We start from the raw sequence: 24,047 nt of genomic DNA, 5'->3' as shown, positions 1-24,047 counted from the left end.
ATACATGACCGCCGAAATCACCATCCGCCCCATCCAGGCGGCCGAAACCCATTCGCTCCGCCACCAGGTCCTCTGGCCCCAGGAGTCCATCGAGTACGTAAAGCTGAACAACGACGACTCGGGCCGCCACTTCGGAGCCTTCCGCAACGGTAAGCTCGTGTCGGTTATTTCCCTGTTCATCGACGGCCGCGTAGCCCGCTTCCGCAAGTTTGCCACCCGCCCCGATTGCCAGGGCCAGGGCATTGGGTCGCAGCTGCTGCGCCATGTGCTGGAAGATGCCCGTGAGCAGGGTGCTCAGCGCATCTGGTGCGACGCCCGCGCCGTAAATGAGGCGTTTTACCGCGCCTTCGGTCTGGAGCCGGAAGGTAACCGCTTCTACCGCGGCACCATCCCCTATGTGCGCATGGCCAAGGATTTGTAGAAACAAGCCCGCGCCAGGATGCGGCCGCCGCAAGAACTGTGCTCTATCAGGCACCTACCTCTGGTTGTAACGAACAGCCCCCAACGCCGGTACTGGCATCGGGGGCTGTTTACTTATTCAGGTTATTCAGGATTCTTAATGGCACGAAGAATTTCTGGCTTGTGCTTTCCTGCCATGAGGGGAGGAATACTTTATAACTCCACCGGTACGCGGGGGCGGTTGTAGTCAGGTTCCCAGTCGTTGATAGGGCGGGAAATACCGGGTGGCAGGTCGAAATCGGGGAGGCCGTCGTCGAGTGGTTCGCCGCCATCATCGTCATTATCCGGCGCTGGCGGCTGGCGGGTACGGCGGCGCGGAAGAGCCAGCAAAAGCCCGGTGAATACCAAAACAACGAACAGATAGAGTAGGCTGGTGAGGGGCATGGCGGGAAAAGCTGAGGTCCAACAATAAGCGGAAAGCCAACCGGCAGTAGCAGAAGAAACGGAGGTGCAGGCTGGGTTGTTTTCGATGCGCCGGTTTTTCTGCGTACCATTAGGGAGGTTAGCTAATTTACTTGATTGTCAACAAATAAAGCCACGCCCAGGGAGTGGTTTTTTTGAACTTCAGTTGGTTTGCGGAAATGCTGGCGGTGGTGCTGGCAGCGGTAGTAGTCAGGCCGGAAAAGCAACCTCTGAAAGCGCTTCACTGGATTGGGAAGGTGAAAGCCATCAGCGCAAAATCTGCCTGCAGCAGCTTGAAACCCGAAGCGGCGGCGTACCTTTGACCCAACAACCAAAGTTTAGGGGTGCCTCGCTTATGCGAGGCTGAGATCATACCCATTGAACCTGCCCGGGTAATGCCGGCGAAGGGAACAAACGATCCGCGAACGAAAAACCTAAGGGTGCCGACCCCTGGCACCGGGTCCGTTCCACTTTTTGCCTTTTTCACCTCGTTGAAAAATCTACTGTTTACCGGCGTGGCGCTACTAGCGCTGTCCGGTCCTGCATGGGCTCAAGGGCCCGTGTCGGGTACTGTGCTGGACGTCCGCACGGGCACCGCTTTGCCCGGTGCCACCATTCTACTTGATGGCACACCCGTGGCAGCTGCCGCTGATGGCACGTTCACCCTGTCGGCCGTGGCCCCCGGCGCGCACGAGCTGCGCATCACGTTTGTGGGCTACGCGCCGCTGGTGCAGCGGCTAGAAGGCCAAAGCAGTCCGCAACAGTTGCGTCTCGCGCTGCAACCCGGCAGCGTGCTCACCGGCGAGGCGCTGGTAACGGCCAGCCGCGCCAACGAGCGCACAGCCACTGCCTACACCAACCTCAGCAAGGAAGACCTGGAGAAGCGCAATTTCGGCCAGGACATTCCTTACCTGCTCGACCAGACGCCCTCCGTGGTGGTAAACTCCGATGCCGGCAACGGGGTGGGCTACACCGGCATCCGGGTGCGGGGTACGGGCATTGAGGGCATCAACGTAACGGTGAACGGGGTGCCGCTGAACGACGCGGAAAGCCACGGCGCGTTCTTCGTGAACCTGCCCGATCTGGCTTCCAGCACCAGCAGCCTGCAGGTGCAGCGCGGGGTGGGCACCAGCCAGAACGGCAGCGCCGCCTTCGGGGCCAGCATCAATGTGAGTACGCTGGAAAGCCGCCCCCAGGCCTATGCCGAAAGCCAGAACAGCTACGGCTCCTTCAACACCTGGAAAAACAACGTGCAATTCGGTACGGGCCTCATCAACGGCCGCTTCACGGTGGATGGTCGCCTTTCGCGCATCTCCTCCGACGGCTACATGGTGCGCGGGGCTTCCGACCTGAAATCGTATTATCTGGCTGCCGGGTATCAGCAGAAGAACACCCTGCTCAAGTTCATCACCTTCTCGGGCCGGGAGAAAACCTACCAGGCCTGGAACGGGGTGCCCGAGCCGGCCCTGACGCGCAACGCCGCCGGCCTGCAGCAGTACGTGGATAACTATGAGCTGAGCCCCGAGGATGCCGAACGCGCTCTGCGCGAAGGCCGCCGCTACGCCTACTACACTTACGACAACCAGACCGACAACTACCAGCAGAACCACTACCAGCTACACCTCACCCAGGGCCTGGGCACCAACTGGAACCTGGCCGCTGCTGCCCACCTCACCCGGGGCTTCGGCTACTACGAGAGCCTGCGCCTGGACCGCAAGCTGGCCGATTACAATCTGCCCGACGTCGTTATCGGCACCGCGCCCAACGACACTACTATCAAGCGCACCGATCTGGTGGACCGCAAGTGGCTGGATAACTACTTCTTCGGCGGCGTCTTCGCCCTCAACTACCAGCCCGCCGACGGCAAGGTGCAGGCCACGCTGGGCGGGGGCTGGAACCGCTTCCTCAACGACCATTACGGCGAAGTCATCTGGGCGCGCTACGCCTCCACGGGCAGCATCCGTCACCGTTCCTACTTTAACGACGCCACCAAAACCGACTACAACGCTTACGCCCGCGCCATCTGGCAGGCCCTGGAGAAGCTGAGCGTGTATGCCGATGTGCAGGTACGCCGCATTACCTATCAGCTCGACGGCATCGAAGACAAGCAGGTGCCCGTTTCGGCCAAGGCCGACTACACCTTCTTCAACCCCAAAGCCGGCCTCACCTGGCAGTTTACCGACAACCAGACGCTGTACGCCAGCTACGCCGTGGCCCACCGGGAACCCGTACGCTCCGACTTTACCGACCGCCCCCTGAACGACGCCGGCCCCAAAGCCGAGGAACTCCACGACCTGGAAGGCGGCTACCGCCTCAACCGTACCGTGAACGGACAAATGCTGCGCGTCGAGGTAAACGGCTTCTACATGCGCTACCGCAACCAACTGGTGAATACCGGCCAGCTCAATGATGTGGGCACAGCCCTTCGGACCAACGCCCCGCGCAGCTACCGGGCCGGCGTGGAGCTGACTGGCGCCTACCAGCCGCTCGGGTGGCTTACACTCAACAGCACCCTCACCCTGAGCCGCAACCGCATCCTGGACTACCGTGCCGTGACCTACGACAAGGACTATAACCCCGTAGTAGCCGCCGAAGGCCGCACGACCACCATTTCCTATTCGCCCAGCGTGGTGTCGGCGCACACGGTGGAGGTGATGCCAGTGAAGGGCCTGCGGGCCGCGCTGCTCTACAAAACCGTCGGCCGCCAGTACCTCGATAACACGGAGTCGGCCAACAAAGCTGTTGCCTCTTATCAGGTGCTTGATCTGCGTTTGCGCTACACCGTGCAGCCTTCTTTTATGCGGGAGCTGGAGTTAGGTCTGCTGGTAAATAACCTGCTCAACCGGGAGTACGTGGCCAACGGCTACACGTACGGCTACCCTGATGCCAGCGGCCAGCCGCTTACCTTCAACTACTATTATCCCCAGGCCACCCGCAACTTCTTGGCCTCGGTGGGCGTGAAGTTTTAACGGCCGTAGAAGCCGGGGAAACAACTTCATTTTCAGGATTTTTTGCGAATAAATTAGTAAAAAGCTATTTTTCGGCACATGCTTTGCCTGAAGCGTGCCAGTGACTTTTCCCGGCCGGAAATCTGCCTTTCGGTCGTTTTGTGGGCGTGCCGGGATTGGCCGGCTTATGGCATTCTCCCGCCACCTGCCACGCCTTCCGAAAACCCTGACTGGCTTCCCTTGCCGGTCAGGGTTTTTTCGGTTAATCAGGCTGCCGAACTCAACGGCCCCGCAGCCGGTTGTACGTAGTGGAATTCCTATCTTTGCCCATCATTCCCACCCAATTTTCTCCTATGTCTTCGCAAGCTGATGTTCTTTCCACCAAGGCCCAGGTCCAGCGCAACAAAGGCTCCCTGAACGCCGCCGGTTTCACCGATTACTACGATATCGACGATTTGCTGACCGAGGAGCACAAGCTTATCCGCCAGAGCATCCGAGACTTCGTGAAGAAGGAAATTTCGCCCAACGTGGAGAAATGGGCGCAGGACGCCTATTTCCCCTCTGACATCGTGCGCAAGTTCGGCGACGTGGGTGCGTTCGGGCCCACCGTGCCTACCGAGTACGGCGGCGGCGGCCTCGACTACATCAGCTACGGCCTGATCATGCAGGAAATTGAGCGCGGCGACTCGGGCATGCGCTCCACGGCCTCGGTGCAGGGCTCCTTGGTTATGTTCCCCATCTACCAGTACGGCTCGGAGGAGCAGCGCCGCAAGTACCTGCCCAAGCTGGCCTCGGGCGAGTGGCTGGGCTGCTTCGGCCTCACCGAGCCTGACCACGGCTCGAACCCCGGCGGCATGATGACCAACATCAAGGACATGGGCGACTACTACCTGCTGAACGGGGCCAAGCTCTGGATCAGCAACTCGCCCCAGAGCCAGGTGGCCGTGGTGTGGGCCAAGGACGAAACCGGTCGCATCCGGGGCGTTATCGTGGAGAAAGGCATGGAAGGCTTCACGGCCCCCGAAATCCATAACAAGTGGAGCCTGCGCGCCAGTATCACCGGCGAGCTGGTGTTCGATAACGTGAAGATTCCTAAGGAAAATATCCTGCCCAACATCGACGGCCTCAAAGGCCCTTTGAGCTGCCTCGACTCGGCCCGCTACGGCATTGCCTGGGGCGCGGTAGGCGCGGCCATCGACTGCTACGAGTCGGCCCTGAAGTATTCTTTGCAGCGGGAGCAGTTCGGTAAGCCTATTGCCGGCTTCCAGCTCCAGCAGAAGAAGCTGGCCGAAATGATTACCGAAATCACCAAAGCCCAGCTAATGGTGTGGCGTTTGGGTATGCTCAAAAACGAAGGCAAGGCTACCTCAGCCCAGATTTCGATGGCCAAGCGGAACTCGGTGGAAATTGCTCTGCACGTCGCCCGCGAAGCCCGCCAGATCCACGGCGGCATGGGCATCACCGGCGAGTATCCCATCATGCGCCATATGATGAATCTGGAATCGGTAGTGACCTACGAAGGCACCCACGACATTCACCTGCTCATCACCGGCGCCGACATTACCGGTATTCAGGCGTTCAAATAAACTGCCGCCCGTGTATCTTCAAACGGCCGTTCTGCCTAGCAGAGCGGCCGTTTTCGCGTCTTATAATAGTCTATGCAAACTGCTACCCGTCGTTTTCTGAGTACCGCGTTGCTGCTGGCGGCTGTGTTCAGTGCAGTACATCTGCGGCTGGCATATCCGCCCGCTCCGAAGCCGGTGGTGGTACGACATCGAGGAACGCCGCATATGTTGCTGCCGGATAGCGTGGTGTTTGGTTTTATTCGGGAAATGCTGGCGCAGTCTGACCCGAATGAAACCCGGGCAGATGATAAGGAACCTGTACATTTCTCGATCAGTCCACTATTAGTTGAGCACCATGTCGTTCCGCTGTTCCCGGTGTATCCTAAAACTGCACTGGACTCTGATATAGGCTTTTCTTACGGTAGGCTGCCCACCGGATTGCTGCGACAGATGCACCAGTAGAAACTCGTAACTACGCTCGATACCCTGCACATGCAGTTGCAGGTGGAGTACTCCCGCGGATTCGGCTTGGAGCAGCGCCACGTACCATCACGCTATATCGTGCTGCCAGCTGATAGCATACGACGGTTTTTCGATAGACTGCGCTATTCTTACCGAGTTGATAGCCTGCTTGAGAAACGCTACGACACGGCTGCTTACACGTATTTCAGCTGCCCGATATTTTCTGTGGATAAGCGCATCGTAGTTGTTTCTGTTAATCAGCTTTGTGGTGCGCTCTGCGGAGGAGGGGCCACCTACGTCTTGCAGCGTCGAAAAGGGAAATGGTACAAGCTACTGATAGTGGAAAAGTGGGTAAGTTGATCTTTTTCACTTGGCATCAAGTGAATTACGAACTCCAGATTACCTATGGGCCTTGACACCGTTGAGTTGATAGTGGCATTCGAGCAGCATTTTCAGATTGCTATTCCCAATCGGACCGCCGAAACAATCTATACCGTAGCCGATGCTGCCGCTGCAATAGTCGCAATAAAAGGTCTGTCGGCTGATCCGGACCGCACCGCCGCCTATTATCAGATGGTAGTCCGGCTGCTGGACTGCCTGCCCCAGGCAGCTACCGAAACCACGCGGCTGATCGAGTTGGAACTGCTAGGGGACAGTCAGGCAAAGGCTGATGCGCTGGCCGTCTGCCTGAACCTGCGCATGCCCAAGTTACCACAGGCATCATGGCAAGACGGTATCCCTGCTTGGTGGCAACGCCTGTTTGGAAGTACGGCTGCAGCAGCGGTGCCCCCGCCACCCCAGCCTGCCCCCAACTGGGCTCATACCACTGTTTCCGACTTAGCAGAGTGGCTGCTGGCCCAGAATTACGCCCAGTTGTTGCCGCAGCCTACCACGCTCTACGAAGTACAATGCGCTGTAATCGGCATTACCTGTTACCAGAGTGGGGTAACAGTCCCGGAAATCCGACTGATGGACAGTTTCACGGGTGACCTGGGCATGGATTGAGCAAAATAAACCACCCCGCTGCCTGTGCAGCGGGGTGGTTTATTTTGCGGCAGTAAGCAGCAGCTTACTTCTTCTCCAGATAGTAAATCGTCTGGCTGAATACAGTGTTACCGCCGCTGGCTACGTCACTGGGTGCCACGCTGACCAGGTGCCAGCCATCGGCGGTGTATTGGTTCACGGCGGCCATGGCGGCTTTGTGGACTTCCGTCATGTTGGCGGCCATTTGCTTGGCGCTGAAGCGGCTGAAGTCAATTTCCTTCACCTGCTCCTTGCCATCCGGCGACACGGTCACGATGCTAGCCTGAGCATTGAAGCCCATCGACACGCGGGAAATAATCATCATGTAACCGCCAGCCGCTATCGAGGTAGTCGGGGCAGCAGTAACGGGGGCTTCGGTAGCGGCCCGAGCGAAGCTGGTGGCGCTCAGCAACAGGGCAAGTAAAAACGTCCGGGTTTTCATGGAATAGAGTTAGGAAATAAGGAAGAGAAAACGTGAGCTGCTGCATCCGCAAATGCCGCGCCGGATTTATATCCTGTGGCTTGCTGCTGGCCGGCAGCACTACCGCAACTCGTCAAACGCGTACTGGCCGGTACTCCAGAACGCATCCAAGGCCATTAGGCGGGGCTTGAAGAAGGAAATCAGCTGGGGCCACTGCTCTCGGTCGAACAGGTTGATGGGGCGGAGTTCCTGATAAATGCGGCTTAGGGGCTGGCCGTTGGCATCGAGGGCATAGGCCTCCCAGGTCCAGGTTTCCTCGGTGGCTTCTTCCAGCAGCGGGCGCACCTCCCGGAACTGCTCGAAGAACAGCTCCCGCAGCCCGGCGTCGGGGTGGGTCAGCTCGATGCCGATGGTGGCGTGGCGGTTGTCGGCCTGCAGGCGGAAATACACGTGCTTAAGGCCGGTTTTGTAGTTAATCCAGTTGATCGGGCCACCATCGGCTGAGGGTACGGGCTGCATATACTGGCCAAACGTAGTCCAGAAAGCCTGGCGGAGCTGGGTTATTTCGGTTTTGCTGTACATCGTGGGGCAAAGTTACGGCTTGCCCGGTACGGCGGTTTCTGTGGCTGGTCGGTACTAAGGGTAGGTGTAAACCCGCCGCAACGTGTAATTTACGGTCGAAACCCAACTGCTTTCCTATGTCTGCTCCCTCTTCCGAACCGTTGATTCTGCTGGAATGCCTCGTGGCCGGCACCTCCCACCGCCAGGGCTTACGTGCTTTCGAGCCCCAGCTGCAGCCCGGTACGGCTCTGGCCCTTCAACGTGAAGCCGACAGCTCCTACGACGACTGGGCCGTGCGTGTGCTCACTACCGGCCCCGATGCCTTCTGGCTCGGCTACCTACCCGAAGGCCACAACGAAACCGTCGCCCGCATGCTCGACGCCGGTTACCCTATCTCCGCCCGCCTCACCCACAAAGCATGGGAAGAGGAATGGCTGCACCTGGAAATTGAAGTGCTGATGGCGCGGTGAAGTGGTGAAAGGTGGAGTAGTGAATGGTGAAATTGTAAGGTTATGCCGGCTGGGGCGTGCTGCGGCCTTCCCACGACTTCACCATCTCACAACTTCACCTTTCACTATTTCACCACTTACCCCAGCGTGTCGGCCAGGGCCATGATTTCCTGGCGGGCCTGCTGAATTTCGGACGAATCGGGGAAGGTGTGCTGCACCCAGTGGGTGAAACCGCTCACCATCTCGCCCACGGCCTGGCGGTTGCTCACGGGCGCGGCCTCCGTGGTGGCAGCTTCGGTTTCCGTGAGGACCGGAAACGCGTCTTCCAGCCCGATCCGGCTCATCACATCTGACACGAACACCATACCGCATACCTGCATACCCTGGTAGAGCTGCACGAGTTCGGGCATAGTGAGGGTGAGTGGTTCCTGCACCCGCACGCGGCCCAGATGCTCGATGAGTGGCTCCAGCGCAGCGGCCCGCAGGTTGGGCAGCGCGTGCACGGCCCGCAGAAACGCGTGGTCGGTATCTGGCGGGAGGCTGTGGACCAGCAGCAGAGCCAGTCGCAGCATCTGGAGTTGAGGCTCGGACAGTCGCAGGTTGGCAGCCGGCGCGGCGGCAGCGGGCAGTTGCGTCAGTAGCTCCGCAAATACTTCTTCCACCTGCATGCGGTGAAGGCCCAGCGAAATCGTGCCGGCCGGTGCAGATAGGTGCTCTTCCAGTTGCTGCAAAAAGGCCCCGCTCAAATCCAGGCAATACGTGAGCAGCTGCTGCAACTGTTCCACCGAAATGCTCATGCTGCGCTGTACATACGCCAGCACCGGCTCCGCCAGCGTAGTTTCCAGCGTGAGACGGCCCAGCAGCAGCACATGGTACAGCGGCAGCGGCTCGTGTTGCAGCACGGCCAGCAGCTGCGCGTGACTCCCGATGGCATTGAGGCGTTGTACCGTGATGGTATCCAAGCCGCTCAGGCTGCGTAAACGGGCTAAAACCGGCGTTTCGGGCCGGCTTATCAACTCAGCGGCGGCCATGCCGTGCAGGCTCAGGCTGTGAGCCAGCTGGTCATAAAAATCGGTGGGCAAAGCATCGAGCCAGGAAGCAGCAGAAGGCATACGCAAAGAAAGAGTAAAGCGACAAGGTACGGCTCCGTCTGAAATCAGTGGGCCCGATAGCCGCCCGTTCAGAGTAGCCAGATGGGAATACCATAATCTTGTATACTAAAATAATTAGTAATATGTATTCTGGCTAGTATTTTTGCTAATGAAGGCACCAAGCCCCGGCCGGAAGTGTTATCTTTCGACACGCTGACCTACTTTTACGCTGATGCGCGAACCGTATATGACCGGGGGAAACGACCATATGGACGCCTCCGAAAAGGACATTGACAAGGCCCTGCGGCCGCTTTCCTTTGATGATTTTGCTGGCCAGGGCAAGGTGGTGGAAAACCTGAAGGTATTCGTGGCCGCCGCTAAGCACCGCGGCGAAGCCCTCGACCACGTGCTGCTGCACGGGCCTCCCGGCCTGGGCAAAACCACTCTCTCGCACATCATTGCCAACGAGCTGGAATCGGGTATCAAGATGACCAGCGGCCCGGTGCTCGATAAGCCTTCCGACCTAGCTGGCCTGCTCACCAACCTGGAGCCCAACGACGTGCTCTTCATCGACGAGATTCACCGCCTCAATCCGGTGGTGGAGGAGTATCTGTACTCGGCCATGGAGGACTACCGCATCGACATTATGCTCGATTCGGGTCCGAATGCGCGGTCGGTGCAGATTTCCTTGTCGCCGTTCACGCTCATCGGGGCCACCACCCGCTCGGGCATGCTTACCTCGCCGTTGCGGGCCCGCTTCGGCATCAGTTCCCGCCTGGAGTACTACGATTCCAAGCTGCTCACCAGCATCGTGCAGCGCTCGGCCGATATTCTGGGCACGCCGATTTACGAAGACGCGGCCTTTGAAATTGCGCGCCGCTCGCGTGGTACCCCGCGCATTGCTAACAACCTGCTGCGCCGCACCCGCGACTTCGCCCAGATCAAAGGCACCGGCACCATCACCCGCGAAATTGCCGAGTTTGCCCTCAACGCCCTCGACGTGGACCAGAACGGCCTCGATGAGATGGACATCCGCATCCTGAGCACCATCATCGACAAGTTCAAGGGCGGACCCGTGGGCCTGAGCACCATTGCCACCGCCTGCGGCGACGAGGCCGAAACCATTGAGGAGGTGTACGAGCCCTTCCTCATCCAGGAAGGCTTCATCAAGCGCACCAGCCGCGGCCGCGAAGCCACCGAACTTGCCTACCAGCACCTCGGTCGCCCCATGCCCCAGCACCTGCGCGGGAACACGGCCACAGGAGAGTTGTTTTAGGTAAAGATTTCGATTGTCATCCTGAGCACAGCGAAGGACCTTGCCCGTTTGCACGATTTCGTTCAACGTGGCTAAGGTCCTTCGCTGTGCTCAGGATGACGTATTTTTGTCGTTCGTCTATTCAACTACCATGCTTCCCACTGCCCATTACACCGCTTTTATCAAACGCCGGGCGGCGGAGTTGGGGTTTATGTACTGCGGTATTAGCAAGGCCGGGTTTCTGGAGGAGGAAGCGCCGCGGCTGGAAAACTGGCTGAACCGCAACATGCACGGGCAGATGGCCTACATGGCCAACCACTTTGATAAGCGCCTCGACCCGCGCCTGCTGGTGGACGGGGCCAAGTCAGTCATTTCGCTGCTGCTGAACTATTACCCGCCTGAGGAGCAGCAGCAGCCCGAGGATACGCTCAAAGTCAGCAAGTATGCCTACGGCCGCGACTACCATTTCGTCATCAAGGATAAGCTCAAAACCCTCCTGCACGATATGCAGCAGGAGATAGGGGAGGTGGGTGGCCGCTGCTTCGTGGATTCGGCCCCGGTGATGGACAAGGCCTGGGCCCAGAAGAGCGGCCTGGGCTGGATGGGCAAGAATACCAACCTGATCCGGCCTGGCACCGGCAGCTTCTTCTTCATTGCCGAGCTGATTGTGGACGTGGAACTGGATTACGACGGCCCCATTAAAGACTACTGCGGCACCTGCACCAAGTGCGTGGACGCCTGCCCCACCCAGGCCATCACCGAGCCCTACGTGGTGGACGGCAGCAGGTGCATCAGCTACTTCACTATCGAGTTGAAAGACCAGATTCCGCGCGAAGTGGATGGTAAATTCGGTAACTGGGTGTTCGGCTGCGACATCTGCCAAGATGTGTGCCCCTGGAACCGCTTCTCGAAGCCTCACCAGGAGCCGCAGTTCACGGCCCACCCGGCCCTGAAGGATCTCACGCGCGGCGACTGGCGGGAAATCACCCACGAGCTGTTTTCGGAGCTGTTCCGGCAGTCGGCGGTGAAGCGCACGGGCTACGCGGGCCTGCAGCGCAACATCCGGTTTGTGCTGGGCGAAGAGGCACCTACCGGTCCGGTGCTACCTTCCTCCAATGAACCCCGCATGTAAATGCCGGGTCGGCCAAAAACACCGGAGCCGTGCGCAGGCCCGCCAAGTTGGCGAGCGGCGCACGGCTCCGGTGGGGGGGAAAGAAAGGTTACGCTACTACTGTGGACTGGGTAAACACGCGGTTTAGAATGCGGCGGTATAGCTTAGAAAACTGCTGGTAGCACCAAGCTTTCAACTCGCTTAGCTCGGCGGGTACTAGGGTACGCAGAGCTTTGCGGAGTTCCTTCTCGAAGAGGATACGGTCGAAGCTTACTTTAAGCAGGATGGTTTTTGCATACTCAAGCATGGGTGAAGTTGGTTTTCATTGTGGGTTAAACAGAGCAGGAAAGGTGGGCAGGCACTTGTACGAGAGCAGTGAAAAAAGGCTAGTGCGCACTAGAGATTTTAGCGCCTCTTTGTTGAAAGATACAAAAAAACATGTGTCAAATACAAGATATGACGGTCTGAATGCCGCTATTTTATGCAGGTAGTCACGAAAAAAGGAGCGTGAGGTGCGCTCCTTTTTTCATTGCAAAGCTCGTCAGGAAGTGTTTCCTAGGCGTTTTATAGAGGTTACTAATACGTGAACAATTGTAGCAGGGTTTCGGCAGTGGCAGCTTCCACGGGCTCATCAAAAGCTTCGGCCACTTTGGTCAGTATGGCAGCGGCACTCAGCGGCGGCGTACCAACGTTAATAGGCAAGGTAGAATCGAAGGGCACCTTGGTGATGACGCTGTTCCGTACGATGTACTGCGTTGTGTTCGACTCGCTGCTGTACACAGCATCGGGCACAGTGCCGGCAGTGGTGATAGGAGTATCGGAAGGGCTAACCCAACTTTTCACGTTGGCCCCACGTTGCCGTCGCATCGTCCGGATGTGGGCCGCATGCCGGGCTTCGGTGGAATGGGTACGGAGGGCAGCTTCCAGCGTGTAATTATCGGTCTGGGTAAACTCTGCCTGGCCTTTGTAGGCCCGTACGCCCGCATCCTCCAGCAGCTGAGCCACTTTCAGAAATGTGTCAAGATTGGTGTACACATCGGGGTACAGAGCGGCCTGAGTGCCGTTTTTGCTGCCGGTGAAGTCAAAATTCGGCACGGCATCCAGAGGGCTGCCCGCGTCCGTAATCAGCCGTGTAAACAGCGCAACATGTTGGGCCTCGTGGCTCTGGATGGTCTGGATGGCTGCCTGGTTGGCAGTGGTGGCAAAGAAAGCTGCCGGATTAGCCGGGCCACCGGGAGTAAGACCCAGGGCGCGGGAGTAAAATTCGTTTTCGAGCAGCTCCAGCTTCAGCGCCAGCTTCAGAACGTCTAGGCGGGTGCGCGTTTCTTGGGTACCAGCCAGGGCCGGAGCCGGAAGGGCGGCCAGCAGGGCCGGGAGCAGGGCTGTGCCCGCTTGCCCGAGGCGGGACAAGGCGGCACGGCGCGGCGCAGCCGTAGCGGGAGCTTCAGTATCGAGGGTGGCCAGCCGGGCCAGTAGGTTCAGGAAATCCATAGGAAAAAGGACAGAGCGCGGCTTAGGAGAGGAGCATGAGTCCGTCCGTAACCAGCGGCAGCGGTACGAAGGGAGCAATAAGAACGGCTACTTCGGCCGGCGTTTTTACTGTGTCAAGGCCAGCTAGAGGACCAGTAGCTGTAATGACATCGGAAGCGGCGAAGGAACCGGGCTGCGCCTGCTCCCGTACGAAAGCCGCGTGCCGCGCTTCTACCGAAGCCAGCTTGGCCAGCAATTTCAGGTAAGCCGGGTCAGTCAGGAGCTTGCCGGCACCGTTGTAGGCAGCTACTCCCACGTCTTCCAGCGTCCGGGCAGCAGCATATACACCTGCTCGGGTAGTAAGCGTGAAGGAGGAAAAGTTGAAAACCAGCGGCGTGGAGTAGTTGATATCATACGGATTGCTGTTCAGCGCATAGCGCAAAAACTCCCGGTGAATCACCTCATGGTCGCGTAGATCAATGAAAGCTGCTTTGTCCTCGGCCGTAAAGTCGGAAGGAAAGCTGTCAACCACTTTCTGGTAAAAGGCGGCTTCAATCTGCTCCAGCAGATAGGCGTAATTCAACAGGCCGATGTCGTTGTTGGCAAACGTGATGCTTACCACGTTGGTGACAGGCGTGGGCGTATCGTCGCCGCAGCCGGCCAGTACTAAGGCTGAGGAGGCGGCAGTAGCACCGGCTACGCGAAGGAAAGAACGGCGGCGTAGAGTGCGCCCCAGAAAAGAAGTCGATACAGAGTCGGACATGCGTAGGGAAACTCAGTGGGGGGCAGCCTACCGCAGGCCGCAATTCCCGAATAACAAAGGTACTCCGAAGAACCGGGATGCACCAATGACAGGAGTAACGCCGGCTGCGAATGGTTGCGTGCCCGGTGGCGGCACAAAAAAAGGCACAACCCATAGTGGGTCGTGCCTTTTTTGTGCAGTGAACTGTTTTCTTACAGCGTGTTGCCTACTACGAAGTTCAACGCAATAGCTGTTACGGTAGCAGAATCCAGCGGCTCGTCGAAAGCTTCGGAGAAAGCTGCCGCCGGGAAGTTGAACGAAGCCAGAGCAGTCTGGAGGTTTACACCGCCCTGCGTAACGTTGCTTTCAGCCGGGAAGCTGGCAGCCGGGTTACCGGCACCATAGATAGGAGCAGTTGCTGCCGGAGCAGCACCACCGCCATCGGTACCCGAAATCCAGCTCTTGGGCGAAGCACCGGTGCCGGCACCGGCTACCGTTGGGCCGCCGCGGCGCATAGTGCGCAGGTGCGAGGCATGACGGGCTTCCACGGAGTGAATGTTGAGGGCTGCAGTCAGGATGGTGTCATTGGCCATCAGGCCGGCGGCACCACCTTTGTAGGCACGTACACCGGTGTCTTCCAGCGACTGGGCTACGGCCAGCAGGGTCTGGTAGTTCGAGTATACGTCGGCAAACAAAGGAGCCCGCGTTCCGCCTTTCGAACCGGTGAAGTCGAATGCCGACTCCGGAATTTCAGCAATGGCCTGGCTGCCCAGTACACCGCGCAGAGCGGCTACGTGCTTCTGCTCATCATCGCGGATCTGGGTAAGCGCCGTGAGACCTGGGCCGGCAGGAATAAGCCCGCTGGTTGCCACCGCTTTTCTGTAGAAATAATACTCCAGATACTCCAGTTTCAGGGCGAAGTTCAGAATATCGGCAATGCCCTGGGGTAAAGCACCGGTCTGGCCGTAAGCCTTAGAGAACATTGAGCTGAGGAAGCCGGGCACAGCAGCAGCGGCAACTGTTTTGCCCACACCACCAAGGCTCTTGAATACGCGGCGGCGGGAATCGAGGCGGTCATAAACTTCCGGATCTACCTTCGAGATGTCGGAAATGAGTTTGAGAATATCCATGAGAACTGTCGGAAATTAGAGGTTGGGTGAAGCCAGGACGGCTGACTACTTGATGTTCGAAACGTTGAGTTTCGAGCCATCCTTCAGGAAAGTGTTGGCCGTAGCAACTACTACCGACGGCTCCTTGGATCTTTCCAGGGCACTGCCATCAATTACGTCGCTGCCCACGAACGTACCGTTCGAAATAAGGTCGCGGATAAGCGCAGCATGGCGAGCTTCTACCGAAACAATTTTGCCGGCCAGCGTCAGGTAATCGGCGCTGGTAATATATTTACCGGCACCGTTGTAAGCGGCTACTCCCAAGTCCTCGAATGCTTTAGCGGCGTCCAGCACGCCCAGCTTGCTGGAGCCTGAAGCCGATGTACGGGCATTAAAGTCAATATTGGAGAAATCTACCTCCAGACCTTTGATGGCACCCGAACCCAGAGCAGTCTTAAACAGCTCCCGGTGAATTACCTCGTGGTAGTACAGATCATCGAGGGCTGATTTTTCAGCACTGCCAGCAGCCAAACCAGTGTAATAAGTGCCAGTACGCAGGGTAGTGTAAAAAGCAGCTTCCAGTTGCTCCAGAGCATAGGCGTAGTTCAAAACGCCGGGGTCGCCGGAACCCACATCTACCATGCCTACGGTGTTGTTATCATCGTCGTCATCGTCGCAGCTGGAGAGCAGCAGAGCTGTTGCACCAGCCGTGGCGCCGGCGTACATAAAGAAAGAGCGCCGTTTGATGGGCGTATACAGCGGCTTAGCGAATTCCGCTTCGTCGCTACCGTTGTGCTGAATGTTGGACATGGCAGGAAGTGGGTTGGGTGAAGAAAAGTGAAGGCAATACAAAGCCACCCGCCGTAAAGCAGTTATTTAAAAAATCCCATAAATGCCGGGAAACTTAAAGGGTCAGGTGGTTTTGAAGAGAATTACGCGGGCCTATCAGCTATGGATTTGGGAAAGCCATAATCTTGTAAGTGTAACTTCGTAAATAGTTGAAGCTTATTGCTTAGGCCAAATGGCAAAGCTGCCGTAGTATAGGCTGGTAGGGCTTTTTGCATAGCTTTGATGCACTCACTGCTGCCTATGGCCATGCGCCTGTTTCTGCTTTTCTTTTCCCTGATGCTATTCGCGCAGGTGCACACCGCTGCCGCTCAGGCACCTGCGCCCAGTGCCGATCTGGTGCTGGGGCCAACGGCATTTCCTCTGAATGAGTACTACACTATCAGCTTTCGGCTGCGGGGCGCACCTTTGGAACGTTATTCGGCTTTTCCTGATATAGAAGGGTTTAAGAAGAGCGGAAAATCCAGCACCACTACCACGCGCATCGTAAACGGGCAGACTTCCGCGGAGCTGACCATCACGCAGCGGTACGCGGCCTTTACGGAAGGGAGCTACGTGCTAAAGCCATTCAGCATGAAAATTAACGGCTTTACGGCAGCGTCGGAAGGCGCAGTGCTGAAGGTAGGGCCGCAACAGGTGGCGGTAGTGCCACCCGGCGGGGCGTTGCAGGGCATTGGACTGCTGGATCAGCTGTTTGGAAAGCCCAAGCCGCAGGAATACGTAGAGCCGCAGGATCAGGCGTTTCTGGCCATCGTGCCCGATAAGCAACGGGTATTTGTGGGGGAAGGGCTGCACGTTGGCCTGTATTTCTACCTCACGCCTCAGGACCAGGCCGTTCTCAACTTTTACAACTTTGCCGGGCAACTGCCCGGCATTATCCGCCAGCTGCGGCAGCGTACCGTGTGGGAGGAAAGCTTTAATGAGCAGGAAGTGCTGCCCGAAAACGTAACGGTGGGCGGCAAACCGTTTCTCCGCTACCGCCTCTGGGAAGCGGAACTGTACCCCTTAAACGCACAGCCCCTTACATTTCCGGCGGTAGAGCTGCAGATGCTCAAGTACAAAGTGGCTAAAAAGCCCGCCTCTGGCCTCGATAACCGGCTGGAAGGCTACAAAACCTACCGCTCAGCGGCGCGCGTGGTGCCTGTAGTGTCGCTGCCCGCGCATCCTAAGCAGGACCAAGTGCCCGTGGGGGCTTATGAAGTAAAGGAGGCCATTGACCGTACTACCTTTCGGACCGGTCGCACGTTTGCGTACACCTTTACTGTCGAAGGCGAAGGGAACCTGGCCACGGTGAACCTGACCGCGCCGCCCACTACGCCTGAGCTGGAAGTATACGGTCCGGAAGTGCAGCAAACTCTGACCCGCCAGAACGGACGAGTGGGCGGGCGCAAAAGCTTCCGGTTCCGACTGGTGGCCCGCCGCCCCGGCCCAGTAGCTCTGGATACGCTGTTTCGCCTGGTGGTCTTCAATCCCGCTACAAGTCGTTACGATACGCTCAGGGCCGGTTTGCAGCCGGTAGTGCGCGGCGAAGAACAGATGGCCACCACCTTTCGGGCCCGGATCGACGACCCCTATTACCAAGAAGCCCTGGCCGAAGCCGACTCCACTCTCCGGCCCCGCGACGCTTACCGCAACGTTCGCCGCTACGCGAATCTGGTGGTAGTGGTGCTTCTGCTGGTAGCGGCCGGAGGCTGGTGGCAGGCCAGAAGGTAAGCTGGGGAAATTGTGAAATGGGGAGTTTCCTGTCCAACTTGCGCCGCTAAGGCGGGTTGAACAGTCATCTCCCTTGTTTTCGCTCATTTATCCGTTTTCCGCATGAATACCTTCGGTACCCTGTTTCGCATAACCACTTTCGGAGAGTCGCACGGGCCGGGTATCGGGGTGATTATTGATGGTTGCCCGGCGGGATTGGCTATTACGGCGGAGGAAATTCAGGTGGCCCTAGACCGGCGCCGGCCGGGCCAGAGCGACCTGACTACGCCCCGCTCCGAAGCAGATCAGGTAGAGGTACAGTCGGGTATTTTCCGGGGAGAAACCACCGGTACACCCATCAGCCTCTACATCCGCAACCAAGACCAGCACAGCCACGATTACTCCCACATCGAGCACGCCTACCGCCCCTCGCACGCCGACTTCACCTACGACCAGAAGTACGGCCGGCGCGACTTCCGGGGCGGGGGCCGCAGCTCGGCCCGCGAAACGGCCGCCCGCGTGGCCGCCGGCGCCGTGGCCCAGAAGCTGCTCGACCAGCACGGCATCCGCGTGAGCAGCTACGTGTCGCAGGTGGGGGCGGTGGCCGTGCCGGTGGGCTACGAGCAACTGGATCTGGGTCTTATCGATTCCAACCCGGTGCGCTGCCCGCACCCTGAAACGGCCGAGCGCATGGCCAACCTCATCCGACAAGTGCGCGACCGGCACGATACCGTGGGCGGCTACGTAACCGGAGTGGTACGCGGGGTGCCGGCAGGGCTGGGCGAGCCAGTGTTCGATAAGCTGCATTCCGAGCTGGGCCGGGCCATGCTGGGCATCAACGCCGTGAAGGGCTTTGAATATGGCTCGGGCTTTTCGGGAGTGTTGTTATTTGGCTCGGAGCACAATGATGCCTTCTATACCGATGAGGCCGGGCAGGTACGCACCCGCACCAACCACTCGGGCGGCATTCAGGGTGGCATCAGCAATGGCCAGGATATTTACTTCCGCGTCGCTTTTAAGCCCGTAGCCACCATCCTGCAAAGCCAGCAAACTATCAACGACCAGGGCGAGGCCATCAGCCTGGCCGGTCGCGGCCGCCACGACCCCTGCGTGCTGCCCCGCGCCGTACCCATCGTCGATGCCATGACGGCCTTGGTGCTGGCCGACATGCTGCTGCGCGCCCGCGCCAACCGGGTGTAAGCAACGGTTGTTATACTTGAGGGGCCGGCGGCCACTTCCGCTGCGAAGTTGCCGCTGGTTCCGTTTTTTCCTGCGCTTCCGGGGCGGCCCCTCGGGTGCCCCGGAAGCTTTTTCGCTTTGCTCCTGCCTATGGCTGTTCCTCAACTCGTGCGTCCGCTGGTGCGGCCTTTTACCGAATTCTTCCGCCGCGAAGCTGCTGGGGGCATTATGCTGATGGTTAGTGCTGCGCTGGCTCTGCTGATGGCCAACACCAGCTGGGGGCCGGCGGCTTACTTTCCCGCCATCTGGGAGAAGCATCTGCGCCTGTCACTCAATGGCGTGGTGCTCGATATGAGCCTCGTGCACTGGATCAACGACGGGCTGATGAGCGTATTCTTCCTGATTGTGGGGCTGGAAATCAAGCGCGAGGTGATAGAGGGCGAGTTGTCGGAGTGGCGGCAGGCGGCCCTGCCGATTGCGGGCGCTCTGGGCGGTATGCTGCTGCCGGCGCTGCTGTATTTTCTGGTGAACCGCGGCCTGCCTACCCAAAACGGCTGGGGCATTCCCATGGCCACCGACATTGCCTTTGCGCTGGCCGTGCTGCAGCTGCTGGGTTCGCGCGTGCCGTTGGGCCTGAAAGTGTTCCTCACGGCCCTAGCCATCGTCGATGACTTGGGGGCGGTGCTGGTTATTGCCGGCTTCTACACCACCCACCTCGACCTGACCTTCTTGCTGCTGGCGCTGGGCACCTGGGCCTTGCTGCTGAACCTGAATTTTCTGGGTGCGCGCGGCCTGGCCTTTTACCTGCCGCTGGGCGTGCTGTTGTGGTTCTTCATGCACCAATCGGGCATTCATGCCACGCTGGCGGGTGTGCTGCTGGCCCTGGCCATTCCGGCCCGCATTGGGCAGGCCCGCCCCGATATCCTGCGGATGCTGAATGACCGGTTGAGTATGCTGCAGCACGAGGTACACGGAGCTGAGGCTAATCCGCGCATCATCAGTGAGGAACTGGAATACCTGTCGGATGCCATCAGCTCGCCGGCTCAGAAGCTGGAGCAGCGCCTGCACTCGGTGGTGGCGTTTGGTATCATCCCGCTGTTTGCCTTTGCCAATACCAGTTTGGTGATTGATGCCGGCGTATTCGGGCAACTCTTGTCGCCGCTGGGGCTGGGCATTTTGCTGGGGCTAGTGGTGGGCAAGCCGCTGGGCATCGGGGCGCTGTCGTGGCTGAGTGTGCGGCTGGGCTGGGCCTCGCTGCCGGCGGGCGTTACGTGGCGGCATCTGTGGGGCGCCGGCTTGTTGGGCGGTATTGGCTTCACCATGTCGTTGTTTATCACGCTGCTGGCGTTGGGCGAGCATTCCGTGGGCGAGCCGGTGGCCAAGGTGGCTATTCTGAGCGCCTCCTTCCTGTCGGGCACCATGGGCTTTTTACTGCTGCGCACCGCTCCGGCCGCGCCCGAGGCTACCTGACCGGGGCCCGACTGCCACCATCCTCTATTTCCTGGTTACCTTTGCAACTATTGCCGCCCCGCGCGGTTTTACGTGTCAGGCCGAACGAATCCGGCCGACTTTCTCCCGCTTGTCTCCAAGTCTTTCAAACATGGCTGAACAACTCACTGCCCCCGCTGGCCCGGTTTCTATCTACGCCGAAGCCTCGCCCAACCCCGAATCTATGAAGTTCGTGCTCAACGCCCAGCTGCTGGCTGATGGCGTAAGCGTGGACTATCCCAACCTGGAAGCCGCGGCCAACTCGCCGCTGGCCCAGGAGCTTTTCAACTTCGATTACGTGGGCCGCGTGTTCATCGCCCAGAACTTCGTGACCGTCACCAAAACCACCGACCACCAGTGGGCCCAGCTCATTCCCGAGTTGCGCACCTTCCTGAAGTCGTACGTGGAGGCCAGCGGCCCGATTTTCACCGTGGACCCCGCCGCCGAGCAGAAAGCCGCGCAGCAGGCTGCCGCCAGCGGCTCGGCCAACTCGTCGGAAGCCGACCAGCAGACCAGCCAGAAAATCATCGACCTGCTCGATAACTACGTGCGCCCCGCCGTGGAGCAGGATGGTGGCAACATCACCTTCAAAAGCTACCACGAAGGCATCGTGACGGTGAATCTGCAGGGTTCGTGCTCGGGCTGCCCTTCGGCCACGGTTACGCTGAAATCAGGCATCGAAAACCTGCTCAAGCGCATGGTGCCCGAGGTGAAGGAAGTGGTAGCTGAAGGCATTACGGCCAGCTTCTAATATCATGGATTTAGCCGGATTTCACAGATTTCGTGGCTGACATACTGCACCTGCAAACAGAACGGGCCCCGCCAATCGGCGGGGCCCGTTCTGTTTGCAGGTGCAGTATGTCAGCTCGTTATACCGAGCATAGCCGAGGAATGTCGGGCAGGCGCCGGCGGTTATATTCCCGGTTTCAGGGTGAAGTTGCGGGCTACGTTGAAGCCGAAGTACAGGTCGCCTTTGAAGAACCGGCCGCTGGTAGTCGGGATGAACTGCTGCGCAATCATGGTATTGGCGTTGGTGACGTGCAGCTGGAACACGTGGCCGCCGGTTTCGATGTCGATGCCCGCGCCCAGCGCGTCGCGCAGGCCGGCGGTGCGGGAGCCGGGCAGACGGTAAAAGTACTCCCAGGTGAAGGCCATGCGCTTGGTGAACTTCTGCCGGCCCGCAAAGCCCAGGGCGTACACATCCTGCGGATCGGTGTTTTCCTGCACCAGGTTGCGGTGCACCACCGTAGGAGCCAACTGCACCGAGAGCGAAGGACTGAACTTACGGGCCACCAGCGCCTGCCAGGTGTACGTGAGCCGCCGCGGAAACGTGTGCTCAAACCCATCATCGGTGGGAGAATAGCGCAGCGTGTTGATGGCTGCTCCGGCCAGCAGCGTCACGCTCACGGGCAAACTGCCCGGCCGCTGCCGCAGAGCACGGTACTGCACGAAACCGTCGTAGGCTTTTTCCACCGAGCTGCGTCCCACGCCCACGGCCAGCCGTTCGGTGAGGCCATACTCCAGCCCCAGCCTGATGGTGGCCTGGTCCAGCCCAAACAGGTTGTAGGCCCCGCTGTTGAGCCGGCCGAAGCGGTGCGAAATTAGGAACACCAGCGTGCCGTTGCCCGGCGTTTCCACCGAGTGGCCGTTGATGATGCGCGTGCCTTTGAAGGTGGCCAGCACCGGGGCCCGGCTGGCACTATCGGGTAGCTGGCGGCTTAATTCGGCCAGCAGGCTGTCCTGGGCGCGGGCCGGCACGCGCAGCAGCAGGGCCAGCAGCAGCCCCAGGCCCACAGTAGAAAGCAGACGCATAGACAAGTCAGGGTTGGGAGGCGGAAGTGGCAACGGCAACCGGAGCGCACGGCAGCCGCACCGTCACGAGGACGCTCTTGGCAATATGGTCGCGCACCAGGGCTGGAATGTCGATGTTGTACTCGGCCGGGGCCACGGAAAAGCTGGCGTTCAGCAGCAGTTGGCCGGTGAGGGGCGTGAGGGTGCCCGGTACCTTCAGGTGGCGCGTCACGCCGTGTATGGTCAGGTCGCCCTCGGCCACTACCGGTACTGCGCCGGCGGCCGCCAGCATTTCGGGCTTCCAGTCCACCAGCCGGCCGCTGAATGTGGCCTTGGGGTACTTCTCCGACTCCAGATAGTTCTCATTGAAGTGTTCCTGCATGAGGCTGCGCTTGAACTGGAACGAGCGGATGGGCACGCTGAAGGCCAGCTGCCCGGTGCGGGTGTCCAGCACGGCGGCCAGCTGCTGGCTGCGGGCTTCAATATCCTCAAGGGGGCTGGCCGAAAAAAAGGAAACGGTGCCCGCGCGCGTCTGGTAGCGGGTGGGCTGGGCGGTGCCGGGCCGGTAGCCCAGCAGCAAGGCCAGCAGCAGAAAGCCGGTGAAGTAACGCATAGCTCAGTTGTTGGGCATTCCGGCGCGCACCCACTGCCGCAGGCGGGCAACGTCGCACGTGGCCAGTTGGGGTTGATTCTGGGGCATGGCCGGGTAGCCGGGAGCGTGCGTTACCACCCCCAGCAGCCGCCCGTCGGCCGCTACCTGCTGCACCTGGGCGTAGGTTTCGAGGCTCACGTTGCCATTGCGCAGGGCGTTGTTGTGGCAACTCACACACTGCTGCTGCAACAGCGGTGCGATGGTGCCCGTGAACGAAACAGCCGTAGAGTCGCAGGCCGGGGCGAGTGGGGCGCTGCCCAGCAGGTCTTCCACACTGTCGTAGGTGCAGGCGGAGGTGGTCAGCAGGCCTGCCAGCAGCAGCAGCAAGCCCCAGGCCGGCCGCCGGCCAGCGGTGAGCAAAGTGGCCGGGCGCGCGCCCCCGCGTACAGCCCGGCCACCCGGAGGTACCAGCCGGCTCATGGCGTTGCCACCAGCCATTGGTCACCCTCACTCACGAGTCCGTGTCCTTCTACCCGGCCGCGGGTCAGGTTATCGGCCGTGTAGTAATAGAGCGGTTTGCCTTTGTAGGTCAGCTGGGCCGTGGAGGCCGTGCCGTCGCCGTAGGGCCCGCCGCCGGCCGTAGTGCGGGTAATGGTCCCGAAGTCGGCGGCTTTCAGCAGGGAGGGGAATACCCGCCCCGCAGCGGTAAATGGGGGCCATAGCGCCTCGCAGGAGCCGGTGCAGTTGGTAGGCAGCGTGTTGGGGTTCAGGTCGTCTTTGTGGAAGAAATACAGCGTGCGGCCCTTGCCATCAATTAGGAAGCTGCGGTTGGCCGTCTGGTTGGTGGTTTTGTCGGTCACGGCCTTGGTGGCCACCATCACGGAGTACGTGGGGTTCACCACGTACCAGATGTTGCCCACGCCGTTGCCGGTGGTCTGGCCGGCAGCTTCGCGCACGTTCTGGCCATTCGCGGCCGGCGCGTAGTAGTACAGGGGCCAGCCTTTATAGGTGGTTTGCGGCTGGCCACTGGCGGTCATCTGGGTTTTGAAGTCAGCGGCCTGCAATCCGCCGCCCACCTGAATATCGGCTTCATAGAAAATGGGCCACACGGCGGCGCAGCCTCCGGTGCAGACGTTCTGGCCGTCCACGTCGCGGGTGAAGTAGTACAGCGTGTTTCCCTCCTTATCCGTCAGGAAAGTACCCAGTGTGGCCGAAGTGACCAACTTGATGGTGGGGTCGGGGGTGGGTTGAGCGGGCTTGTCGTCGGAGTTATTGCAGGCCGTGAGCAGCCACCCCAGCAGCAAGGCAAGGCCAACCCCCGCGCCCAACCGGGAGCGGCGAAACAGAGAAAGTGCCATAATGGAAAGGAAAATAAGTGGGAGAAAAAGGCC

The 24,047-nt window shown here is 59.6% G+C and carries 25 protein-coding genes and 1 riboswitch; of the genes, 12 read left to right on the top strand and 13 right to left on the bottom strand.

The genetic code is table 11. From position 1 onward, the window contains the following. Positions 1 to 4: 4 nt before the first annotated feature. Positions 5 to 421: a GNAT family N-acetyltransferase gene (locus HSW_RS18180; protein WP_044003156.1), complete on the top strand. Its 417-nt coding sequence runs from the start codon at positions 5 to 7 to the stop codon at positions 419 to 421. A gap of 191 nt (positions 422 to 612) precedes the next feature. Here HSW_RS18180 and HSW_RS18175 read toward each other — a convergent pair whose 3' ends face one another. After that, the gene (locus tag HSW_RS18175) at positions 613 to 843 is read right to left on the bottom strand and encodes a hypothetical protein (protein WP_052346598.1); all 231 of its coding nucleotides are present in this window, start codon (positions 841 to 843) and stop codon (positions 613 to 615) included. Positions 844 to 1,191: 348 nt separating this feature from the next. Continuing rightward, positions 1,192 to 1,290, top strand: a riboswitch (TPP riboswitch). 62 nt (positions 1,291 to 1,352) lie between these two features. Between HSW_RS18175 and HSW_RS18165 the strand changes: the two genes are divergently transcribed. The 4 genes from HSW_RS18165 to HSW_RS25000 all read left to right on the top strand — a co-directional run bounded on the left by HSW_RS18165 (position 1,353) and on the right by HSW_RS25000 (position 6,841). Continuing rightward, entirely contained in the window at positions 1,353 to 3,830 is a 2,478-nt protein-coding gene (locus HSW_RS18165) for a TonB-dependent receptor (RefSeq protein ID WP_052346597.1), read from the top strand. Between the two features lie 332 nt (positions 3,831 to 4,162). Then, positions 4,163 to 5,395 carry an acyl-CoA dehydrogenase family protein gene (locus tag HSW_RS18160; protein ID WP_044003154.1) on the top strand — a complete coding sequence of 411 codons (1,233 nt, stop codon included), beginning with the start codon at positions 4,163 to 4,165 and terminating at the stop codon, positions 5,393 to 5,395. A 72-nt stretch (positions 5,396 to 5,467) separates the two neighbouring features. Further along, a complete protein-coding gene (locus HSW_RS24400) occupies positions 5,468 to 5,836 on the top strand; it encodes a hypothetical protein (protein WP_155833046.1) in 369 nt (122 codons plus the stop codon). Positions 5,837 to 6,241: 405 nt separating this feature from the next. After that, a complete protein-coding gene (locus HSW_RS25000; protein ID WP_044003153.1) occupies positions 6,242 to 6,841 on the top strand; it encodes an acyl carrier protein in 600 nt (199 codons plus the stop codon). A gap of 64 nt (positions 6,842 to 6,905) precedes the next feature. Here the strand turns inward: HSW_RS25000 and HSW_RS18150 are convergent, their stop codons facing one another. Both HSW_RS18150 and HSW_RS18145 read right to left on the bottom strand, forming a co-directional pair. Beyond that, complete coding sequence (locus HSW_RS18150) at positions 6,906 to 7,301, bottom strand: hypothetical protein (protein ID WP_044003152.1); 396 nt, start codon at positions 7,299 to 7,301, stop codon at positions 6,906 to 6,908. A 99-nt stretch (positions 7,302 to 7,400) separates the two neighbouring features. Further along, positions 7,401 to 7,862, bottom strand: a complete 462-nt coding sequence (locus HSW_RS18145) for a DUF4268 domain-containing protein (RefSeq protein ID WP_044003151.1) — start codon at positions 7,860 to 7,862, stop codon at positions 7,401 to 7,403. 116 nt (positions 7,863 to 7,978) lie between these two features. Here HSW_RS18145 and HSW_RS18140 point away from each other — a divergent pair, with 116 nt between their 5' ends. Then, complete coding sequence (locus tag HSW_RS18140; RefSeq protein WP_081768485.1) at positions 7,979 to 8,311, top strand: HIRAN domain-containing protein; 333 nt, start codon at positions 7,979 to 7,981, stop codon at positions 8,309 to 8,311. A 116-nt stretch (positions 8,312 to 8,427) separates the two neighbouring features. Here the strand turns inward: HSW_RS18140 and HSW_RS18135 are convergent, their stop codons facing one another. Then, positions 8,428 to 9,402, bottom strand: a complete 975-nt coding sequence (locus HSW_RS18135) for a hypothetical protein (protein WP_044003150.1) — start codon at positions 9,400 to 9,402, stop codon at positions 8,428 to 8,430. A gap of 211 nt (positions 9,403 to 9,613) precedes the next feature. Between HSW_RS18135 and ruvB the strand changes: the two genes are divergently transcribed. Beyond that, positions 9,614 to 10,657, top strand: coding sequence for a Holliday junction branch migration DNA helicase RuvB (gene ruvB, locus HSW_RS18130; RefSeq protein WP_044003149.1), 1,044 nt, complete (start codon positions 9,614 to 9,616; stop codon positions 10,655 to 10,657). Between the two features lie 130 nt (positions 10,658 to 10,787). Then, a complete protein-coding gene (gene queG / locus HSW_RS18125; protein WP_052346595.1) occupies positions 10,788 to 11,768 on the top strand; it encodes a tRNA epoxyqueuosine(34) reductase QueG in 981 nt (326 codons plus the stop codon). An 88-nt stretch (positions 11,769 to 11,856) separates the two neighbouring features. Here queG and HSW_RS18120 read toward each other — a convergent pair whose 3' ends face one another. The 5 genes from HSW_RS18120 to HSW_RS18100 all read right to left on the bottom strand — a co-directional run bounded on the left by HSW_RS18120 (position 11,857) and on the right by HSW_RS18100 (position 15,878). Next, positions 11,857 to 12,054: a hypothetical protein gene (locus tag HSW_RS18120; RefSeq protein WP_044003148.1), complete on the bottom strand. Its 198-nt coding sequence runs from the start codon at positions 12,052 to 12,054 to the stop codon at positions 11,857 to 11,859. A gap of 269 nt (positions 12,055 to 12,323) precedes the next feature. Further along, complete coding sequence (locus HSW_RS23095; RefSeq protein ID WP_052346594.1) at positions 12,324 to 13,238, bottom strand: ferritin-like domain-containing protein; 915 nt, start codon at positions 13,236 to 13,238, stop codon at positions 12,324 to 12,326. Positions 13,239 to 13,260: 22 nt separating this feature from the next. Then, positions 13,261 to 13,980, bottom strand: coding sequence for a ferritin-like domain-containing protein (locus tag HSW_RS18110; RefSeq protein WP_044003147.1), 720 nt, complete (start codon positions 13,978 to 13,980; stop codon positions 13,261 to 13,263). 191 nt (positions 13,981 to 14,171) lie between these two features. Then, a complete protein-coding gene (locus HSW_RS18105; protein ID WP_044003146.1) occupies positions 14,172 to 15,089 on the bottom strand; it encodes a ferritin-like domain-containing protein in 918 nt (305 codons plus the stop codon). Between the two features lie 45 nt (positions 15,090 to 15,134). Further along, positions 15,135 to 15,878, bottom strand: a complete 744-nt coding sequence (locus HSW_RS18100; protein WP_044003145.1) for a ferritin-like domain-containing protein — start codon at positions 15,876 to 15,878, stop codon at positions 15,135 to 15,137. A gap of 261 nt (positions 15,879 to 16,139) precedes the next feature. Between HSW_RS18100 and HSW_RS18095 the strand changes: the two genes are divergently transcribed. The 4 genes from HSW_RS18095 (at position 16,140) to HSW_RS18080 (ending at position 21,024) form a co-directional block, all read left to right on the top strand. Continuing rightward, positions 16,140 to 17,627, top strand: coding sequence for a BatD family protein (locus tag HSW_RS18095; RefSeq protein WP_044003144.1), 1,488 nt, complete (start codon positions 16,140 to 16,142; stop codon positions 17,625 to 17,627). A 102-nt stretch (positions 17,628 to 17,729) separates the two neighbouring features. After that, entirely contained in the window at positions 17,730 to 18,806 is a 1,077-nt protein-coding gene (gene aroC / locus HSW_RS18090) for a chorismate synthase (RefSeq protein ID WP_044003143.1), read from the top strand. 129 nt (positions 18,807 to 18,935) lie between these two features. Then, the gene (nhaA, locus tag HSW_RS18085) at positions 18,936 to 20,255 is read left to right on the top strand and encodes a Na+/H+ antiporter NhaA (RefSeq protein ID WP_044003142.1); all 1,320 of its coding nucleotides are present in this window, start codon (positions 18,936 to 18,938) and stop codon (positions 20,253 to 20,255) included. A 130-nt stretch (positions 20,256 to 20,385) separates the two neighbouring features. After that, positions 20,386 to 21,024, top strand: coding sequence for a NifU family protein (locus HSW_RS18080; protein ID WP_044003141.1), 639 nt, complete (start codon positions 20,386 to 20,388; stop codon positions 21,022 to 21,024). Between the two features lie 161 nt (positions 21,025 to 21,185). Here the strand turns inward: HSW_RS18080 and HSW_RS18075 are convergent, their stop codons facing one another. Genes HSW_RS18075 through HSW_RS18060 form a run of 4 tightly spaced genes read right to left on the bottom strand, consistent with a single transcriptional unit; the run spans position 21,186 to position 24,014 of the window. Beyond that, entirely contained in the window at positions 21,186 to 22,085 is a 900-nt protein-coding gene (locus HSW_RS18075) for a DUF5777 family beta-barrel protein (protein ID WP_044003140.1), read from the bottom strand. 7 nt (positions 22,086 to 22,092) lie between these two features. Next, positions 22,093 to 22,677 carry a YceI family protein gene (locus tag HSW_RS18070; protein WP_044003139.1) on the bottom strand — a complete coding sequence of 195 codons (585 nt, stop codon included), beginning with the start codon at positions 22,675 to 22,677 and terminating at the stop codon, positions 22,093 to 22,095. Positions 22,678 to 22,680: 3 nt separating this feature from the next. After that, entirely contained in the window at positions 22,681 to 23,154 is a 474-nt protein-coding gene (locus HSW_RS18065) for a hypothetical protein (protein ID WP_197031907.1), read from the bottom strand. Next, on the bottom strand, positions 23,133 to 24,014 hold the full coding sequence (locus tag HSW_RS18060) for a COG4315 family predicted lipoprotein (protein WP_052346592.1): 882 nt from the start codon (positions 24,012 to 24,014) through the stop codon (positions 23,133 to 23,135). The genes HSW_RS18065 and HSW_RS18060 overlap by 22 nt, the downstream gene beginning before the upstream one ends. Positions 24,015 to 24,047: the final 33 nt, after the last annotated feature.

The organism is Hymenobacter swuensis DY53 (assembly GCF_000576555.1).
Taxonomy (GTDB): domain Bacteria; phylum Bacteroidota; class Bacteroidia; order Cytophagales; family Hymenobacteraceae; genus Hymenobacter; species Hymenobacter swuensis.
The sequence above is the reverse complement of the archived record's forward strand: the minus strand, read 5'-3'. Positions and strand labels throughout refer to the sequence as shown.

Bases quoted from the DNA above. Each gene is read 5' to 3' on its own strand.
- HSW_RS18180 (WP_044003156.1), top strand. From the start codon at position 5: ATGACCGCCGAAATCACCATCCGCCCCATCCAGGCGGCCGAAACCCAT.
- HSW_RS18175 (WP_052346598.1), bottom strand. From the start codon at position 843: ATGCCCCTCACCAGCCTACTCTATCTGTTCGTTGTTTTGGTATTCACC.
- HSW_RS18160 (WP_044003154.1), top strand. From the start codon at position 4,163: ATGTCTTCGCAAGCTGATGTTCTTTCCACCAAGGCCCAGGTCCAGCGC.
- HSW_RS24400 (WP_155833046.1), top strand. From the start codon at position 5,468: ATGCAAACTGCTACCCGTCGTTTTCTGAGTACCGCGTTGCTGCTGGCG.
- HSW_RS25000 (WP_044003153.1), top strand. From the start codon at position 6,242: ATGGGCCTTGACACCGTTGAGTTGATAGTGGCATTCGAGCAGCATTTT.
- HSW_RS18150 (WP_044003152.1), bottom strand. From the start codon at position 7,301: ATGAAAACCCGGACGTTTTTACTTGCCCTGTTGCTGAGCGCCACCAGC.
- HSW_RS18145 (WP_044003151.1), bottom strand. From the start codon at position 7,862: ATGTACAGCAAAACCGAAATAACCCAGCTCCGCCAGGCTTTCTGGACT.
- HSW_RS18140 (WP_081768485.1), top strand. From the start codon at position 7,979: ATGTCTGCTCCCTCTTCCGAACCGTTGATTCTGCTGGAATGCCTCGTG.
- HSW_RS18135 (WP_044003150.1), bottom strand. From the start codon at position 9,402: ATGCCTTCTGCTGCTTCCTGGCTCGATGCTTTGCCCACCGATTTTTAT.
- ruvB (WP_044003149.1), top strand. From the start codon at position 9,614: ATGCGCGAACCGTATATGACCGGGGGAAACGACCATATGGACGCCTCC.
- queG (WP_052346595.1), top strand. From the start codon at position 10,788: ATGCTTCCCACTGCCCATTACACCGCTTTTATCAAACGCCGGGCGGCG.
- HSW_RS18120 (WP_044003148.1), bottom strand. From the start codon at position 12,054: ATGCTTGAGTATGCAAAAACCATCCTGCTTAAAGTAAGCTTCGACCGT.
- HSW_RS23095 (WP_052346594.1), bottom strand. From the start codon at position 13,238: ATGGATTTCCTGAACCTACTGGCCCGGCTGGCCACCCTCGATACTGAA.
- HSW_RS18110 (WP_044003147.1), bottom strand. From the start codon at position 13,980: ATGTCCGACTCTGTATCGACTTCTTTTCTGGGGCGCACTCTACGCCGC.
- HSW_RS18105 (WP_044003146.1), bottom strand. From the start codon at position 15,089: ATGGATATTCTCAAACTCATTTCCGACATCTCGAAGGTAGATCCGGAA.
- HSW_RS18100 (WP_044003145.1), bottom strand. From the start codon at position 15,878: ATGTCCAACATTCAGCACAACGGTAGCGACGAAGCGGAATTCGCTAAG.
- HSW_RS18095 (WP_044003144.1), top strand. From the start codon at position 16,140: ATGCACTCACTGCTGCCTATGGCCATGCGCCTGTTTCTGCTTTTCTTT.
- aroC (WP_044003143.1), top strand. From the start codon at position 17,730: ATGAATACCTTCGGTACCCTGTTTCGCATAACCACTTTCGGAGAGTCG.
- nhaA (WP_044003142.1), top strand. From the start codon at position 18,936: ATGGCTGTTCCTCAACTCGTGCGTCCGCTGGTGCGGCCTTTTACCGAA.
- HSW_RS18080 (WP_044003141.1), top strand. From the start codon at position 20,386: ATGGCTGAACAACTCACTGCCCCCGCTGGCCCGGTTTCTATCTACGCC.
- HSW_RS18075 (WP_044003140.1), bottom strand. From the start codon at position 22,085: ATGCGTCTGCTTTCTACTGTGGGCCTGGGGCTGCTGCTGGCCCTGCTG.
- HSW_RS18070 (WP_044003139.1), bottom strand. From the start codon at position 22,677: ATGCGTTACTTCACCGGCTTTCTGCTGCTGGCCTTGCTGCTGGGCTAC.
- HSW_RS18065 (WP_197031907.1), bottom strand. From the start codon at position 23,154: ATGGCTGGTGGCAACGCCATGAGCCGGCTGGTACCTCCGGGTGGCCGG.
- HSW_RS18060 (WP_052346592.1), bottom strand. From the start codon at position 24,014: ATGGCACTTTCTCTGTTTCGCCGCTCCCGGTTGGGCGCGGGGGTTGGC.